Source organism: Sorangium sp. So ce590, assembly GCF_051521365.1.
In the GTDB taxonomy this organism is placed as follows: Bacteria; Myxococcota_A; Polyangia; order Polyangiales; family Polyangiaceae; genus Sorangium.
Window position 1 is genome coordinate 4129748 of sequence record NZ_CP150346.1, and the last position, 17856, is coordinate 4147603.

The 17856-nt window shown below is 69.7% G+C and carries 8 protein-coding genes; all 8 read left to right on the plus strand.

Annotated features, from left to right (window positions below; genetic code table 11):
* Positions 1-4 precede the first annotated feature (4 nt).
* The 8 genes from WMF28_RS15525 to WMF28_RS15560 all read left to right on the plus strand — a co-directional run bounded on the left by WMF28_RS15525 (position 5) and on the right by WMF28_RS15560 (position 17788).
* A complete protein-coding gene (locus WMF28_RS15525; protein WP_437603015.1) occupies positions 5-4069 on the plus strand; it encodes a DNA methyltransferase in 4065 nt (1354 codons plus the stop codon).
* A gap of 77 nt (positions 4070-4146) precedes the next feature.
* Entirely contained in the window at positions 4147-5175 is a 1029-nt protein-coding gene (locus tag WMF28_RS15530) for a PDDEXK nuclease domain-containing protein (RefSeq protein WP_437604262.1), read from the plus strand.
* A complete protein-coding gene (gene drmA, locus WMF28_RS15535; RefSeq protein WP_437603016.1) occupies positions 5172-8597 on the plus strand; it encodes a DISARM system helicase DrmA in 3426 nt (1141 codons plus the stop codon). The genes WMF28_RS15530 and drmA overlap by 4 nt, the downstream gene beginning before the upstream one ends.
* Positions 8597-10462 carry a DrmB family protein gene (drmB, locus tag WMF28_RS15540; RefSeq protein WP_437603017.1) on the plus strand — a complete coding sequence of 622 codons (1866 nt, stop codon included), beginning with the start codon at positions 8597-8599 and terminating at the stop codon, positions 10460-10462. The genes drmA and drmB overlap by 1 nt, the downstream gene beginning before the upstream one ends.
* Positions 10459-11280, plus strand: coding sequence for a phospholipase D-like domain-containing protein (locus tag WMF28_RS15545; RefSeq protein ID WP_437603018.1), 822 nt, complete (start codon positions 10459-10461; stop codon positions 11278-11280). The genes drmB and WMF28_RS15545 overlap by 4 nt, the downstream gene beginning before the upstream one ends.
* Positions 11281-11308: 28 nt before the next feature.
* Entirely contained in the window at positions 11309-12544 is a 1236-nt protein-coding gene (locus WMF28_RS15550; protein WP_437603019.1) for a DUF6361 family protein, read from the plus strand.
* Positions 12528-14441 carry a phospholipase D family protein gene (locus WMF28_RS15555; protein ID WP_437603020.1) on the plus strand — a complete coding sequence of 638 codons (1914 nt, stop codon included), beginning with the start codon at positions 12528-12530 and terminating at the stop codon, positions 14439-14441. Before WMF28_RS15550 ends, WMF28_RS15555 begins: the two co-directional genes overlap by 17 nt.
* A complete protein-coding gene (locus WMF28_RS15560) occupies positions 14438-17788 on the plus strand; it encodes a DEAD/DEAH box helicase (protein ID WP_437603021.1) in 3351 nt (1116 codons plus the stop codon). The genes WMF28_RS15555 and WMF28_RS15560 overlap by 4 nt, the downstream gene beginning before the upstream one ends.
* Positions 17789-17856: the final 68 nt, after the last annotated feature.

Genomic DNA, 17856 nt, shown 5'->3' on the forward strand with positions numbered 1-17856 from the left:
GGCCATGAGCGACGCCGACAAGCGATTCCACGAGCAATGGATCGGCATGGCGCAGCCCTCCGAGGGGCTCGTCGTGTCGTTGCCCGTGCTGGTCGATGCCCAGTGCGCGGAGAAGCTCCCGCGGGAGGCGCACCTGGCCTTCCTCGAGTGCCTGGAGGAAGACGCCGGGGGGAGGCTGCGCGTCTCCGATCTCCCGCGGCTCTTCTCGACCGTCCTCGACCTCGGCCCGCCGCGCTTCGACGAGGGCGAGGCGCTCCCGAAGGAGCTCTCGCTCTATGTCGTCGAGGGCAAGCAGCTCCTCCGCCCGACGCGCGCGCTCACGTGGAACAAGCCCCGGGAGGACGCGACGACGGCCGCCGACAGCACGCCGGCGGCGCAGGCCGGGCGCCCGTACGCGATGCTTGTCTGGGAGGTCTCCCCGGAGGTCGAGCAGCTCGACAGGCCCGAGAAGGTCACCGGCGCGTGGGAGTACCCCGCCCAGGCGAAGTTCGAGCGGCTCCTGCGCGAGTGCCGGGTGCCGGTAGGGCTCCTCTCGAACGGCCACGAGATCCGGCTCGTCTACGCGCCGCACGGCGAGTCGAGCGGATGGATCGCCTTCCGCGTCGCGGACATGGCGTCCGTGAGCGGGCGGCCGATCTTCGATGCCTTCGTGATGCTGCTCTCGCGGCAGCGCTGGTTCGGGGTCGCGGCCGAGCAGGCGCTCCCGGCGATCCTGGCCGAGAGCCGCAAGCGCAACGCCGATGTCACGAACGACCTCTCGCGCCAGGTCTTCGAGGCGCTCGAGGCCTTGCTCGCCGGGTTCGCCGCGGCGGACGAGCGTGACGGCACGGGCGCCCTCCGGGACGCGCTGGAGCGGAAGGACGACCCCCTCTACGCGGGCCTGCTCACGGTGCTCCTGCGGCTCGTGTTCCTGCTCTACTGCGAGGACCGGGGGCTCCTGCCGACCGAGCAGCCGCTCTTCGCCGGGAACTACAGCCTTCTCGGGCTCTTCGACGCGCTGCAGGCCGACTTCGGGAAGTACCCCGACACGATGCACCGGCGCTTCGGCGCCTACCCGCGGCTCGTGGGGCTATTTCGCGCGGCGTTCCTCGGCGTCTCGCACGGGGAGCTCGAGATCCCGGCGCGGCGCGGGCAGCTCTTCGACCCGAACGTCTATCCGTTCCTCGAGGGGTGGGGGCCGGAGGGGAGCGCGCCGATCACGCAGCCGGAGGCGCGCGCGGCCGTGAAGCTGCCCAGCGTCGACGACCTCACCATCTATTCGGTGCTGGAGAAGCTCCTGTACCTGAGCGGACAGCGGCTCTCGTACAAGGCGCTCGACGTGGAGCAGATCGGCAGCGTGTACGAGGCGCTGATGGGCTTCACGGTGAAGCGCATCGAGCACGGGGCGGTGCGGATCCGGCTCGGGAGCAAGAAGGGGGCGGCGCGGGTCTGGGTGGAGGCGGACGCGCTGCTCGCGGTGCCGGCGAACCAGCGGGAGCGGTGGCTCCAGGACGAGCTCGGGTTCGACAAGAACGTGGCGGCGAAGATCGCCGAGGCGGTGAAGGGGGCGAAGAAGGCCGGGGAGGCGCTCGGGGCGATGGAGGCCCTGAGCGGGAGGAACCCGGAGCGGGCGGGGGCGGGGACGCTGGTGATCCAGCCCGGGCCGGAGCGGCGGCGGACGAGCAGCCATTACACGCCGCGGGAGCTGACCGAGCCGATCGTGGCGCGGACGCTGGAGCCGCTGATCAAGGCGATGGGGGAGGCGCCGAGCTCGGAGACGCTTCTGAACCTGGTCGTCTGCGATCCGGCGGTGGGCTCGGGGGCGTTCCTCGTGGCGGCGTGCCGGTATCTGGCGGACCACGTGGTGGCGGCGTGGACGCGGGAGGGGCGGATGGAGGTCATCGCCAGCGCGCACGACGATGTGGTCAATCACGCGCGGCGGCTGGTGGCGCAGCGGTGCCTTTATGGCGTCGACAAGAACACGTATGCGGTGCAGCTCGCGCGGCTGTCGCTGTGGCTCGTGACGATGGCCAGGAACGAGCCGTTCACGTTCGTGGACCATGCGATCCGGCATGGGGATTCGCTTGTGGGGCTGGGGTTCGAGCAGATCCGGGCGTTCCACTGGAAGCCGAAGGCGCAGGTGGAGCTGTCGGCGGGGCTCCTGGCGGAGGCGCTCGACGAGGCGATCGGGATCCGGAAGAGGATCCTGGACCTGGCAGGCGAGGGGACGTACGCGGCGCAGCGGGAGAAGGAGCTGCTCCTGGCCGATGCCGAGGACGCGCTCGATCGGGTGCGGCTGGTCGCGGATCTCGTGGTGGGGGCGTTCTTCGGGCAGAAGAGCGACAAGGACCGGGAGAGGGAGCGGACGCGGCGGCTAGATCGGGTGACGGCGTGGCTCGCGGCGGAGAAGCGGGGGGATGCGGCGAAGGCGGGGGAGATCCTGGGCGAGTTGCGGGAGATGCAGGAGGAGATCCGGCGGGATCAGGTGCCGTTCCACTGGATGATCGAGTTTCCGGAGGTGTTCTACGCCGAGCGGCCCGATCCGCTAGAGGGGGGAAGGGTGAACGGGGCTGGCTTTGTGGATGCATTCGTTGGGAATCCGCCGTTTCTTGGCATGGCGCAGGTAGCGGCTTCGTTGGGACAGCCCTACATGGACTGGATGTTCGCCGCGCGTGATCAAGTTGTCGGTCAGCACGATCTCTGCGCGCATTTCTTTCGACGGTCGGATGAGCTTCTAGGTATGCACGGCGCGATAGGTCTCATTGCGACGAATACGATTGCGCAAGGGGACACCCGGGAAACAGGTTTGAAGCCGATGCTCGCTCAGGGACTCATTATCTACGATGCGGTCTCCTCCATGCCTTGGCCCGGGGACGCCTCTGTGTCCGTGGCCATGGTTCACTTGGCTAAGGGGACGCTCCGTTCGCGCCTATCCCACATTGCGCTGGGCGAGAACCAGGTGGAGACGATTAACTCCCGCCTGCGCGCAGGACGAGAGCAAGCGGATCCGGTAAAGCTCGCAGCTGCCGACGGGATGAGTTATCTGGGGTGCGCAGTTATCGGTTTGGGGTTTGTTCTCACAAAAGCCGAGCGCGACGAGTTGATTGCGTGCGATCCCAAGAACGCAGAGCGAATTTCCCCCTACCTTGGGGGAGAAGAAATAAACACAAGCGCAACGCAGGCGTTTCATCGTTACATTGTTCACTTTGGGCAGATGTCCCTAGAAGAGGCGGAGGCGTGGCCTGACTTAATACGGATCGTGCGCGATCGCGTGAAGCCTGAGCGAGATAAGGTTCGTCGTGATTCGCATCGTGTTTATTGGTGGAGATATGGTGATCCAAGGCCCGGGCTGTTCGCGGCGATCGGTCCACTCTCGCGATGCCTGGTTACGGCGCAGGTGACAAAGCACCTATGTTTCTCGTTTCAGCCAACGGATCGCATCTTCTCGCACAAGGTCTACGTTTTTCCGCTAGACCGCTACACCTCTCTCGCCATCCTCCAGTCTCGCATCCACGTCCCTTGGGCCTGGTTGCTCTCGTCGACGATGAAGACAGACCTTAGCTATTCCGCCTCCGACTGCTTCGCGACCTTCCCCTTCCCGAGTCCTGATCCTCGTACCATTATTCCAGCGCTCGAAACCATCGGCGAGAAGCTCTATGAAACCCGCGCCCGTCTGATGGTTGACACGAACCAGGGCCTCACAAAAACCTACAACGCCCTGAAGAACCCCGACAACGACGATCCCCGCATCCTCGAACTACGCACCCTCCACGAAGACATGGACCGCGCCGTCCTCGCCGCCTACGGCTGGAGCGACATCGCCGTCCCCCCCTACTGCCCGAAGACCGACGAGGATCGCGCCGCGCTCCAGGCCTTCGAGGACGAGGTCATCGACCGCCTCTTCGTCCTCAACGCCGAGCGCGCCGAGCAGGAGAAGCAAGCCGCCGCAGCCTCCGCGCCTCCCGCCAAGGGCGCCAGGAAGCCCGCCGCCGCCAGGAAGCCCGCCGATCCCGCGAAGAAGCCCCGTACCCCGCGCGCGAAGCCGGCGACGCCCTCGTTGCCCGGCTTCGCGGACGAGAGCGACCCGTGATCCGACGAGCCGCGGCACGACCTCGCCGGGGCGCTTCCAGGGCGGCCCCGCTCGCGAAGCGGCCGTCCGCGCCCGCCGTGGCGCCCGCGAAGCTCGTCGGGGACATCCGCCGCCTCATCGACGCCGCACGCCAGCGGGCGGCGGTGACCGTCAACGCCGTGCTCACCCGGCTCTACTGGCGCATCGGCGCGCGGATCCGGACCGAGGTGCTCCGGTACGCCCGCGCCGCCTACGGCGAGCAGGTGATCGCCGCGCTCGCGGAGCAGCTCCAGCGCCGCTACGGCCGCGGCTTCTCGGAGAAGACGCTGCGGCGCATGGTCCAGTTCGCCGAGGCCTTCCCCGAGGAGCCGATTGTCGCGACGCTGTCGCGACAATTGACCTGGAGCCACTTCGTTCTCCTGCTGCCGCTCGAGGCTCCCCTCGCGCGCGCGTTCTACGCCGAGATGTGCCGCGTCGAGCGCTGGAGCGTGCGCGCGCTCCGCCAGCAGATCGACAGCATGCTCTACGAGCGGACCGCCCTCTCCCGCAAGCCCAAGGCCGTCGTCGAAGCGCAGCTCGCGGCGCTGCGGGCGGAGGACCAGGTCAGCCCCGAGATGCTCCTGAAGGACCCCTACGTCCTCGATTTCCTGGGCGTTCAGGACCGCTACCTCGAGAAGGATCTCGAGGACGCCATCCTGCGCGAGCTGGAGGCGTTCATCCTGGAGCTCGGGAGCGGGTTCTGCTTCGTCGCCCGCCAGAAGCGGATCCAGGTCGACGGGGACGACTTCTACATCGACCTCGTCTTCTACAACCGAAAGCTCCAGCGGCTCGTGGCGGTCGACCTGAAGGTCGGCGCGTTCAAGGCCGAGTACAAGGGCCAGATGGAGCTCTACCTGCGCTGGCTCGACCGCCACGAGCGCGAGCCCGGAGAGGAGACCCCCCTCGGGATCATCCTCTGCGCCGGCAAGCGCCGCGAGCAGATCGAGCTCCTGGAGCTGGGCAAGACGGGCATCCACGTCGCGGAGTACCTCACCGTCCTGCCGCCCCGTGACGAGCTCGCCCGCAGGCTCCACGCCGCGGTGGAACATTCACGCGCGCGGCTCGCGCCGCCCGAGGAGGCGAAATGAGCGACAGCACGTCGACGCAGCCGAAGAGGAGCCCGCCCTCGAACCCCCGCGACCACCTGGTCCGCGCCCTGCACGCCGACCTGATCGGCCCCTACCAGCTCGACGAGGAGGGCATCGTCGAACAGGAGGTGCTCGAGCTTCCGCCGTCCCGCCACTACCTCACCGGCTTCCTCGCCTCCGAAGAAGAACGCGAGCCCGACGATCCGACCGCCGACGACAGCCTCGGCGCCGGCCCCGACGAGCCCGAGGAGGAGACCCAGGGTGAGGAGATCGAGGACAAGCGCCCCAACCTCTGGCCTGCATCCATTGGAATGAGCGTGCTCGTCCCCAGGGAGACGCGCGACGTCAAGGCCACCGTACGCTTCGCGGAGTATCACCCCGAGACCCTGAAGCCCGAAGGGCGCGGTCGAGGGCAGCGCGTCTGGAAGCGAACACCGCGGCAGACGATCGCCACGGACGTCCCGCTGGACCCGCAGATCCTCAAGAACGGGATCCGCCTGCGGGACACGGTGGGCCTCGTGATCTACGGCCAGATCAAGGCCGTCGAGCACGCGCGCGGGCTCCGCGAGGGGACGCAGGCGCTCGCGCTCTTCGTCGTGAACCAGCGCGGCGCCGGCGAGAGGGGCCGGCGCGACGAGCAGATGGTCTTCCAGATCGAGATGGAGATCGAATGCGCCGATGGCATCGTCCCGCGGCCGAATTTCGCGGACGAGGAGAGCGACCAGTGGGACCAGAAGGTCGCCGATCTCCAGTTCCGCGAGCGCGTCGAGTACGCGGTCGGCCACGGCGTCGCCGTCGTGGTGCCCCCGGGCCAGAGCTCGCTGGACGAGGGGGGCTCGCCCGGCAAGCCGGGCTCCCCGGTCACCCGCGTGAAGACCACCTGGCTCCCCGAATACGAGGTGCGGCGGGTCATCGCGCACGGGGAAGCCGACGTGAAGGTCGCGATGGACGAGCTCGCGAAGCTCGACAGCGCCGAGGACGTGCGCGCCCACCTCCAGCGCCTGCCGGCCGCCTACGGGGCGTGGATCGAGCGGCAGCGAGGCGTCGCGCTCGAGGGCGACAGGCGCGCCGAGACCCGCGACGAGCTGATGCAAAAGGCCGACGACGCCCGGCGGAGGATCCAGGAGGGCATCGCGCTCCTCGAGAGCAACGGGCAGGTCCGCCAGGCGTTCTGCCTGGCCAACGAGGCGATGGCCGAGGCCGCGCGGCATCGGAGCCCTTCCCGCTACCAGGGCGGCAAGCGCCCCGAATGGCGCCTGTTCCAGCTCGCGTTCCTGCTGATGAACCTCCACGGCGTGGCCAGCGGCGAGCACCCCGATCGCGAGCGCGTCGAGCTGATCTTCTTCCCGACCGGCGGCGGCAAGACGGAGGCGTACCTCGGCGTCATCGCCTATTGCCTGCTCCTCCGCCGCCTGCGGCGGGCGAAGCTGCCCGACGGCGGGCTCGGCGTCACCGTGCTCCTCCGGTATACCCTGCGCCTGCTCACGCTCGACCAGCTCGGCCGCGCGGCGACGCTCGTCTGCGCGCTCGAATCCCAGCGCCGGAAGATGCCCGCGGTGCTCGGCGACACGCGCTTCTCGGTCGGCCTCTGGGTCGGGCGCAGCGCCACGGCCAACACCCTGGACGAGGCGTCGAAGCTCGTCACCGGCTTCAAGCTCGGCGCGAACGGCAATCCCTGCCCGCTGCCCGCCTGCCCGTGGTGCGGCGAGGAGCTCGGCCCGGGCAGCCTGACGCTCCTGCCCTCGAAGACCGCGCCCGACGAGGTGCGGGTCGGCTGCACCAGCGAGACCTGCGAGTTCTCGCGCGCCAACAACGACGAGGGCATCCCGGTCGTCTTCGTCGACGAGCAGGTCTATCGCGAGCTGCCGAGCTTCCTCATCGCCACCGTCGACAAGTTCGCGATGATGCCGTGGCGCGGCGAGGCCGGCATGCTGTTCGGCAAGGCCGGCGCGCGCGACGGCCGGCGCTTCTACGGCCCCATGGACGGGAAGCCGCCGCGCACGGCGAAGAACCTGCCCGGCGGCCTCGCCCCTCCAGAGCTCATCGTGCAGGACGAGCTGCACCTGATCTCGGGGCCTCTCGGCACCATGGTCGGCCTCTACGAGACGGCGGTCGACGCCCTCTGCTCGCGCCAGACGAGCGCCGGCGTCGTGCGGCCCAAGGTGCTGGCGGCGACCGCCACGGTCCGCCGCGCCGATACGCAGATCCAGGCCCTCTTCGGCCGTCCGGCGAGCACGGTGAGCGTGTTCCCGCCGCCCGGCATCGACGACTCCGAGACGTACTTCGCGACCGTGGACACGAAGAGCCCCGGCCGGAAATACGTCGGCGTGGCCGCGCAGGGGCGCAGCATGAAGGCGATCCTCCTGCGGGTGTACCGGACGCTCCTCGCCGGGGCGATGAAGACCTACGACCCGTCGTCGTCGCCCGAGCAGACGGCGGACGCGTACATGACGCTCGCCGGCTATTTCAACAGCCTCCGGGAGCTCGGAGGGATGCGGCGGCTGGTCGAGGACGAGGTGCTCGGCCGCGCAGCGCAGGCGGACGAGGCGCGCCCGAGGAACGCGACGGGCAAGCACCTCTGGTTCGCCAACCGGGAGCTCGGCGAGCCGGTCGAGCTGACGAGCCGCGAGCACACCGACGCGGTGAAGCGCACAAAGGATCGGCTCAACAAGCCCTGGAGCGATCCCGAGCGGATCGACGTGCTGCTCGCGAGCAACATGATCTCGGTCGGCGTCGACATCGATCGACTCGGCCTGATGGTGGTCGCGGGGCAGCCGAAGACGACGGCCGAGTACATCCAGGCGTCGAGCCGCGTCGGCCGCCAGGACAGGTGGCCGGGGCTCGTGGTGACCGTGTACAACCTCCACAAGCCGCGGGATCGCTCCCATTACGAGCACTTCGCCGCCTACCACGAGAGCTTCTACCGCTTCGTCGAGGCCACGAGCGTGACGCCGTTCTCGGGTCCAGCCCTCGATCGTGGTCTCGTGGGCACGCTCGTCGCGATGGTCCGCTTCGCCTCGCGCGATCTGACGCTGCCGAAGGGCGTCATGGGGCTGCCGGCGAACCGGCACCTGGCGAACGCCGTCCTCGAACAGATCGCCGCGCGCGCGAGCCGCCAGCCCGAGCTGAACCAGGACGGGCAAAAGAAGCTCGAGGAAGAGCTCCGGATGCGCGGCCACAACCTGCTCGACACCTGGACCGACCTGGTGCGGTCGACCCCCGAGGAGCCAAAGCAGCGCCGGTACTCGAAGTTCGACCGGGAGAAGGTCGGCGGCAAGCCGCTGCTCTACACGCCGCTCGACGAGGAGCGCCCGGGCCCCGACACGCCCGATGGGCGCTTCGCGGCGCCCACGTCGCTGCGGGACGTCGAGTCGACAGCGCACCTCTGGCTCATCGGGCGACGCCTGGGGAGGCAAGGCTGATGGCCATCGCGAAGAAGACAGCGAAGGGCGGGCACAAGCCCCCCGAGGGCAAGATCCGGCTGGGCCAGGTCGTGATGACGTTCGGTCCGGGCGCGATGGTCGACCTGCTCGAGCATGCCGTGCTCATCGGCGGCACCGACTTCTGGCGCTACGACAGGTACAAGGATCAGGGCTTCATCGACGAGCCCCGCCTGCGCGACGCCATCCTCGCCAGGGTCGGCTCGAAGCTCGGGATCGAGCTGAGCATCAACCGCGCGTTCCGGCTGCCCCCCGCGGGCGACGACGACGCGCCGTCGCAACACAGCGGCATCCAGGTCGCCGAGTTCCCGTCGTGGTTCGTCTGCCAGCGCTGCCGTGCGCTCGGGCCTTCGAGGAACCTCGAGCGTGAGAAGGGGCGCTACGTTCACCGCTGCACAAACACCCAGAAAGGCTTCTGCGTCCCCGTGCGGTTCGTGGCGACGTGCAAGCGCGGCCACCTCGACGAGTTTCCCTGGAACTGGTTCGTGCACCCTTCCCAGGAGACGCGGTGCGAATCGCTGGATCTCCACCTCAAGGAGGACGCGTCCGGCGACTTCGCTCATATCCGCGTCTGCTGCGGCGTCTGCGGCGCGGAGCGAAAGCTCTCGGAGGCGCGTGAGCCCAAGGTCCTGCCCCAGTGCCGGGGGGAGAGGCCGTGGCTCGGCTTCGAGGGACGCGAGGAGAAGGGCTGCGAGGAGAAGCTCAACCTGCTCGTCCGCACGGCGAGCAGCGGCTACTTTTCGCAATGGATGAGCGCGCTCTCGATCCCCGACAAGGCGCGCGAGGTGCTGAACAAGGTCAGCCAGGCGGACGTGTGGAGTGTAGTGCAGGAGGCCAAACGCGAGGAGCTCGCGCTGCTGCGCAAGGTCGTGGCCTCCGTGCGCAACGCGCTGCGCGACTACGACGACGACCAGGTGTGGACCGCCATGGAGACGATCCGCAAGGGCAAGTCGCCGGCGAGGGACGAGCTCCGGACCGCGGAGTACAAGGTCTTCCTCGAGGCGAAGGACGAGGTGGAGGGGCAGCTCCCGCCGCGGGACGAAGACTTCTTCGCCTGCCGCCTGTCCCCGAAGCGCCATCCGCTGCCGCCGAAGGTGAGCCGCATCGTGCTCGCCAAGAAGGTGCGTCAGGTGCGCGCGCAGATCGGCCTGACGCGCCTGTCGGCGACCCAGATGAACCTGCAGGGCGAGACCGAGGACACGAGCAACCTCCAACCGCTCGGGCTGACGCCGACCTGGCTGCCGGCGGCAGAGATCTTCGGCGAGGGTGTGCTGGTCTGCCTGGACGAAGAGGACGTACAGAAATGGGAGGGCCGCCCGGCGGTGATCCGTCGAGAGGAGGAGCTCGCGGACGGGTACAAGCAGGAGTTCAAGGGCAATAGTCGGGGACCGGGCTTTCCGGGGGCCAGGTTTTACCTTCTGCACTCGCTCTCGCACCTCCTGGTGTCCTCGATCTCGCTCCAGTGCGGCTATTCGGCGAGCGCGCTCTCCGAGCGCATCTACTGTGCGCCGGCGACCGACGACCTGCCGATGGCGGCGATCTTCATCATGACCGGCACGAGCGGCGCCGAGGGCACGCTCGGGGGGCTCGTCGAGCAAGGTCGCTCCATCGGCCGGCACCTCCGTCGCGCCTGGGACATGGCCTCGCTGTGCTCGAGCGATCCCGTCTGCGCGCATCATTCGCCCGGGGACCGGTCCGGGCGCCATCTCGAGGGCGCCGCCTGCCACGGGTGCCTGTTCGTCGCAGAGCCGGCGTGTGAGCGATTCAACCGCTACCTGGACCGGGCGCTCGTCGTGCCAGCGATGGGGCACGATCCCGAGCTCGCCTTCTTCAAGGTCCGCCCGTGACGGGGGCGGGGTTATCCGCGGTCACGGAGCAGGATCTGCTCGCCCTCGTCGCCGCGCTCGACCGGGGGGACGTGCGCGCGCCGATGAGCGAGACGGGCCTGCGGGCCAACGGCTTGGGGCACCTCGTCGACGCGCTGCGGCCTTATCTCCGGCTCGATCGCGAAGGCATTCACGCGGTCGTCGGCGTCGTGCTGGCCGAGCGGCGGCATCGCAAGGCCCCCAGGCTCACCCTTGTCTGGACGGGCGACGACCCGGGCGTCAGCCATTCCCGTCACACGCGGGTCCTCCTGTCCGAGCTCTTCGCGCGGGCGCGAGAGCACGTGCTCGTCGCCGGCTACTCCATCGACCACGGCGCGGAGCTCTTCGCGTCGCTGCACCGGGGTATGGCCGACCATGGGGTGACGGCGGATCTCTTCGTCGACGTGGATCAGCTCGCCAGGCGGCTGGAGCAGGCGACGAAAAGCGCAGGACAGAGCTGGGCTCTCGTGTCGGCGCCGCTCGAGGCCGCCCGGGGGAACGTGGCGCGGGGGCAGGCGGTGGTGGCGCTGTTCTACCGGCTCATGTGGCCGTTCGGCGGGCCGAGGCCGGTCGTCTATTTCGACCCGAGGACGGCCGACAGGCAGAGCGCGGTCAGCCTGCACGCCAAGTGCGTCGTGATCGACCACGAGTACACGCTCATCACGTCGGCGAATTTCACGGATCGTGGCCAGACGCGGAACCTGGAGGCCGGGGTGGCGATCGAGGACCGGGGGTTTGCGGCGAGCCTCGAGAGGCAATGGCTCAACCTGGTGGATGCGGGGAGGGTCGTGAGGGCGTGAGGCGCGCCCTGGCGGAAAGGAGCTTGCGTTGATCTCGACGTTCACCTGGCTGGATCATTCGGATCGGGAGCGGCAGCGGGTCCTCGAGGCGATCGACCGCTTCAAGGAGAGCGACACGCGCGACGAGCTCGGGCTCGGCGGCATCCGCGACGCCTTCGCGGACATGTTCTTTCCGGGCACAAGCGTCATCCAGACGCGGGCGAGGTACTTCCTGTTCGTGCCCTGGATCTACCGCGAACTCGAGGCGCGCAAGACGCCCTCGAGCGAGATCGAGGCCAGGGCGCGCAGGGCGGAGACGAGGCTCATCCAGGTGCTGAAGGCGTCCGACGACCCGCTCGGCACGATCGGGGGCCTCGCCGGCGAGACGCTGAAACGGCTGCCGAGCAACGTGTACTGGCTCGGCCTCGAGGCCTGGGGCATCCGTGTCTTCGATGGCTCGCAGGACGACTATCACCGCTCCCTCGACCGCTTTTACGCCGCCCGCGACCGCGCCGGGCGCGACGACGACGGCGAGAGCCTCGACGGGCGCGCGCGCCGCAACTGGCACGCCGCGATCCCGGATCCCCCCGAGGATTTCCCGGGCGAGGCCGGCTTCGCCTTGCGGCGCGAGGAGGCACGCTATCTCGTCGAACGGATCCAGCTCTCTGCGCCGCGCTCGCTGCTCGCCTTCCTGGCGGACCGCGGCCGCCCGGCGGCGGTCGACTTTGTCTGGATGCACCCCCAGCTCGGTGAGCTCTCCGGCGAGGTGCAGGAGGCGCTCGCGCACGCGCGGCTGCTCGCGGAGACGATGCAAGGCGCGGCGTGGCTCTACAACGTGCTGCTCGCCGAGGAGCGCGCGAAATCGACCGCAAACGGCGAGGCGGTGGAGCGGTTCCGGGGCGAGCTCGCCGGCTGGTCCGAAGAGATGCGCCGTCGGCGCGCGGCGATCGCGGCCTGGGACCGCTCCGTCTTCTGGCGTCTCGTCCGCCAGCGCACGCGCGTGGCAGGGTCGACAGAGGCGTTCGTCGAGGGCTGGCTCAGGCTCACGCCCTGGGACAAGCGGGGCGGCGGGGCTGACGACAAGACGGCGCGCGCGCTGGTGTGGCAGCGGGAGCAGCAGCTCAAGGGCGGCCGGGCGCGGCTCACCAACCCGCGCGCGCTGGAGCTCTGGGGTGGTGAGTCGGGCACGGCGCGCCTCAGTTACCGGTGGCCGTCGGCGAGCCGGCTGCTCGCCGATCTGTACACGGCCCTGGGCCGGGGAGGGGACGATGCTTCAGCCGGGTGATCGCCGGGTGCTCCTCGAGGCGCTGCGGCCGCCGGACGGCTACGTCGTCGACCGGACCCTCGCCACGACCTACTCGCTCGACCTTGTCGCATTGCTTGTCGCGCCGCTGTCCTTCTCGCTCTTCGACCGAATCGCACGCCGCGGGGATCCAGCGGCGGACGAGGCCGCGCCGCTGGGGGCGACGGCGCTGCTCCAGGCCGTGCGCGCCCATGCCGAGAAGCTCGTGGTGTTCTGCCAGGCGGGTTGTATCGCGCGCCCGGCGCAGTACCGCCAGCTCCTCGCCTACCTGGAAGGGTCCGTCGTCCAGGTGCGCGCGCGAAGCGAGCAGGGGGTGTTCCACCCCAAGGTATGGGTGCAGCGCTTCACCTCGGCCGACGGCCCCGTGCGATATCGGGTCCTGGTCAACTCGCGTAACCTCACCTTCGATCGATCGTGGGACACGATGCTCTCGCTGGAGGGCGAGCTCAAGGACCGCACCAACGCGATCGGCCGGAATCATCCGCTCGGGGACTTCCTTGCGGCGCTCCCTGGCCTCGCGGTGCGCCCCGTCTCCGGGCGGGTGGCCACGGACACCGCGCTCCTTGCCGACGAGGTGCGCCGCGTCGCCTTCGAGGAGCCGGAGGGGTTCGAGGATCTCAAGTTCTGGCCCCTCGGCCATGACGACAAGACGCGGTGGCCGTTCGACACGCGGATCGATCGGATGCTTGTGATCTCGCCATTCCTCGCGGCCGAGACGCTCGGGCGACTGACCACGACCGGGAGCGGCCACGTGCTCGTTTCGCGCACCGAGGAGCTCGCCCGCGTCTCCCCCGCGACATTCGCCCGCTTCGACGAGGTGCACGTCCTCAACGAAGGAGCGGAGGGCGAGGACGATGACGCCGGCGGGGACGTTGAAGCCGGCGAGGCGAACACCGCGGAGACGGCCGCGCGCGGGCTTCACGCCAAGCTCTATATCGCCGATGCGGGGCGGAACGCGGAGGTATGGACGGGATCCGCCAACGCGACGCGAGCGGCGTTCCACGAGAACGTCGAGCTCCTCGTCCAGCTCACGGGAAAGAAGGGCAAGGTGGGCATCGACGCCGCGCTCGGCGACGGCGGCGGGTCGGCCGCCCTGCGGGCGCTCCTCGTGGCGTTCACGCCGTCGGGGGACGCCGTGCCACAAGACCCCGTCGACGCGGCGCTCGACCGTCGGCTACGCGCCCTGCGCCTCGCGCTGGGGAGCGCTCCATGGCGGGCGAAGGTCGAGCTCGAGGCCGCGCCGGGTGACGACACCGAGCGCTACAGCGTCCACCTCCGCGCGGAGGGGGCGCGGCTCGACCTCGGGCCGGGCACCGAGGTGCGCTGCTGGCCGATCGCGCTCCCGCCGGATCACGCGACGGGCCTCTCGCTGTCCAGCGCCGGAGCGTCGGCCACCTTCTCCCGGTGCTCGTTTCAGGCCCTGACGAGCTTCTTCGCCTTCCGCGCCGTGGTGCAGGAAGGCGCGCGGACAGAGCAGATCGTCTTCGTGGTCAACGTCCCGCTCGACGGGGCGCCGGAGCACCGGCACGCGCGCATCCTCCTGGCGATGCTCGATGATCCAGCCAAGGTGATGCGCTTTCTCCGGATGCTCCTCGCGCTCGATCCGGTGGAGGGCATCGAGGAGCTGCTCGACGCCGAGGGCACCGCGGAAGGAGCTGCCGCCCGCTGGTCCGGCGGGGGCTCGGGGACGCCGCTGCTCGAGGCCCTTCTCCGGGCGCTCGACCACGAGCCGGAGCGGCTGCGCGAGTTCGAGCGCGCGGTGCGGGAGCTCGGGACCACGCCGGAGGGCGCTGCCGTGCTGCCGCCCGATCTCGGGCGCATCTGGGAGCCCATTCGCGCCGCCTGGGAGGCGCAGCGCTCCAGAGGAGGCCGGTCATGAGCGGAGGCACGGAGGTGCGCGTCGCCGACGCGGTGCTGGCGGGGCTCAAGGACTTCCAGCGGCGGACGGTCGATTGGGTGTTCGAGCGGCTCTACGAGGACGAGGGCGGGAGTTGCCGCTTTCTCGTGGCGGACGAGGTCGGTCTCGGCAAGACGCTCGTCGCCCGCGGCGTGATCGCGCGCGCGATCGATCACCTGCGCGCGACGGTGCCGCGGATCGACGTGCTGTACATCTGCTCGAACGGTGACATCGCGAGGCAGAACATCCAGCGGCTGAAGCTCGATGGAGACGGTCACGTGGCCCTGGCGTCGCGCCTGACCATGCTCCCGCTCGAGGTGAGCAAGCTCAAGAGCACGAGCACCGGGGTCAATTTCATCTCGTTCACGCCGGCGACGTCGTTCGATGTGCGCGACGGGCTGGGCCAGGCACAGGAGCGGGTGCTGCTCTACTGGATGCTCCGCAAGGCGTGGGGGCTCGGCGCCGGCAAGGCGATGATCAACGTGTTTCGTGGTCACGTCGGCGCGGACCGGTTCCGCGAGCGGCTCGACGGCTTCGACACCTCCTTGATCGACGTCACCGCCCAGGATGCGTTCGAGAAGGCGCTCTCCAGGCGCGTGGCGCAGGAGAGGGCGGGCGGCGCGATCGATCTGCGCGCGCAGCTCGACGCGCTCTGCCAGGCCTTCTCCTCGTCGACCCGGGCGATCGACAAGGAGACCGGCCGCGCCCGCGGCCGCTTCGTCGGCGCGCTCCGGTCGGTGCTGGCGGAGAGCTGCGTCGAGGCGCTCGAGCCCGATATCGTGATCCTCGACGAGTTCCAGCGCTTCAGCCACCTGCTCGACGACGACGACGACGAGGCGAGCGTGCTCGCGCGCGCCGTGTTCGAGTATCCGAAGGTCCGGGTGCTGCTCCTGTCGGCGACTCCCTACAAGATGTACACGCTGAGCGAGGAGGGGGGCGAGGACGACCACTACCGCGACTTCGTGCGCACCATCCGCTTTCTCGAGGGGAAGACGGGTGACGCCAGAGGGATCGAGGACGAGATGGAAGCGTACCAGTCCGCCGTCCTCGGGCTGACGCAGGCCGAGGGGCCCGAGCGCCTCCGCGCGGCGACCGGGCGGCTCAGGGAGCGGCTCCGTCGGGTGATGGTCCGGACCGAGCGGCTCGCCTCGACGCCGGACCGGAACGGGATGCTCGTCGAGGTGCCCGGAGCGCCGCTGGAGCTTCGTTCGAGCGATGTGCTCGACTACCTCGCCGTGCAGGCGGTGTCGCGGGTGGTCGGGCAGCAGGACGCCATCGAGTACTGGAAGAGCGCGCCTTATGTGCTCAGCTTCCTGGACGAGGGTTACAAACTCAAGACCGAGCTGCGCAAGGCGCTCGACGCGGGCGACCAGAGGATGCCTGTCGCCCGCGCCTTGTCGCTCTCTCCGACGGCCACGCTGCCCTGGGACAACGTCCACCATTACAAGGAAGTTGAGCCAGGCAACCCACGGATGCGGGCGCTGGTGGACGAGTTCCTCGGTACCGGCACGCACCGCCTGCTCTGGATCCCGCCTGCGATGCCCTACTACGCGCTCGGCGGGCCGTTCGCGGACGCGGGCGTGGCGCGGCTGACGAAGCGGCTCGTCTTCTCGTCGTGGCGGGTCGTCCCCCGGGCGATCGCGGCGATGCTGAGCTACGAGGTCGAGCGACGGGTGTTCAGCGAGGATACGGCCGCGGAGTACACGACGGAGTACCGGGCGGGGCGGCGCGGGTCGCTGCGCTTCGGTGCCGAGGCCGATGGCCGCCTGACCGGCATGGCCGTGCTCGCGTTGCTCTACCCGAGCCTCTACCTCGCGGAAGCGTGCGATCCCGCGAAGCTTTCGGTCGAGCTCGCCCGGGATCGGACGTGCGGCGGCGCGCCGTGCGGCCTGGGCGCGATCCCCGCGACAGACATCCTCCAGCTGGCGAAGGAGCAGATCCAGTTCGCCGTGGAGAGGCACCTGCCGCGCACCCGGGCGGACGGCCCTGCAGACGAGCGCTGGTACTGGGCCGCCCCGTTGCTCCTCGACCGCAAGCTCAGGGAGGCGACGACGGTGGCCTGGTTCCAGCAGGAGGACCTCGCGGCGGCATGGTCCGGCGCGGCGGACGCCGACGCGCCTGTCGAGGGCGAGGAGCGCGCCGGGCGGGGCCGCTGGGCGGAGCATGTCGAGGAGGCGCGGGCTGTCGCGCTCGGCGGTGCGGCCATAGCGACGTCGGCGGAGGGGCAGAAAGCGCTCGGGCGGATGCCCGACGACCTTGTCGATGTCCTGGCGCACCTCGCCATCGGCGGGCCTGCGGTGACCATGTTCCGGGCGATGCTCCATGTCGTGGGCGGGGAATCCGCCCTCGACGAGGCGGCGCGGACGGCCCTGCGCAACGGCGCGGGGACCACCGCGTGGGCGTTCCGCGCGCGGTTCAACCAGCCCGAGGTGGTGGCGCTCCTGCGCGGCATGCGGCGGGGCGATGATGCGACGCCGTACTGGCGGCAGGTCCTCGACTACTGCGTCAACGGCTGTCTCCAGGCGGTGCTCGACGAGTACGTGCACGTGCTCCGCGATCACCTGGGCCTGCTCGCCGGGACGATCGGCGAGCGCGTCCACGAGGTCGCGGACGAGATCGTGGAAGCGATCGAGCTCCGGACGTCACGGGTCGCCATCGACGACCTCGCGCGCAGCGAGGCCGGCCGCACGGTGAAGCGCGTGAGCCGCAACCTGCGGACGCATTTCGCTCTCCGGTATGGAGATGAGCGGTCGGAGGACGGGTCCCTTGTGACGCGCGCTGACCACGTGCGCAAAGCGTTCAACTCACCGTTCTGGCCATTTGTGCTGTCGACGACCTCTGTCGGCCAGGAAGGGCTCGACTTTCATACGTACTGTCACGCCGTCGTGCACTGGAACGTGCCGTCGAACCCGGTCGACTTCGAGCAGCGTGAGGGCCGCGTTCATCGCTACAAGGGCCACGCGGTGCGCAAGAACATCGCCGAGGCGCACGGGGAGGCGGCGCTCCACGACGGCGACCGCGATCGCTGGGAGGCGATGTTCGCCCGCGCCCTGGAGCGGCGCTCTGCGGACACGACCCACATCGTACCGTACTGGATCTTCCTCGAGGGCGCGGCGCGCATCGAGCGGCATGTCCCTGCGCTGCCGCTCAGCCAGGATCGAGGGCGCATCCAGCGACTGCGCAGCTCCCTCGCCGTCTATCGTATGGTCTTCGGCCAGCCGCGACAGGAGGACCTTGTCGCCTACCTGATCGAGCGGGTACCCCGGTCGGAGCTGGATGAGCTGATGGCGGAGCTGCGCATTGACCTGAGCCCGGACGGCGGTGCGTGAGGGTGCGTGAGCCTGAAGCGCTGTACACTCTTTCCACCCTCCTCCGGGACGCGCACCTCGCTACCTCG

What these genes read in the sequence shown, in the direction of transcription:
- WMF28_RS15555 (WP_437603020.1), top strand. Translation starts at nt 12,528, where the DNA reads ATGCTTCAGCCGGGTGATCGCCGGGTGCTCCTCGAGGCGCTGCGGCCG.
- WMF28_RS15560 (WP_437603021.1), top strand. Translation starts at nt 14,438, where the DNA reads ATGAGCGGAGGCACGGAGGTGCGCGTCGCCGACGCGGTGCTGGCGGGG.
- drmA (WP_437603016.1), top strand. Translation starts at nt 5,172, where the DNA reads ATGAGCGACAGCACGTCGACGCAGCCGAAGAGGAGCCCGCCCTCGAAC.
- drmB (WP_437603017.1), top strand. Translation starts at nt 8,597, where the DNA reads ATGGCCATCGCGAAGAAGACAGCGAAGGGCGGGCACAAGCCCCCCGAG.
- WMF28_RS15525 (WP_437603015.1), top strand. Translation starts at nt 5, where the DNA reads ATGAGCGACGCCGACAAGCGATTCCACGAGCAATGGATCGGCATGGCG.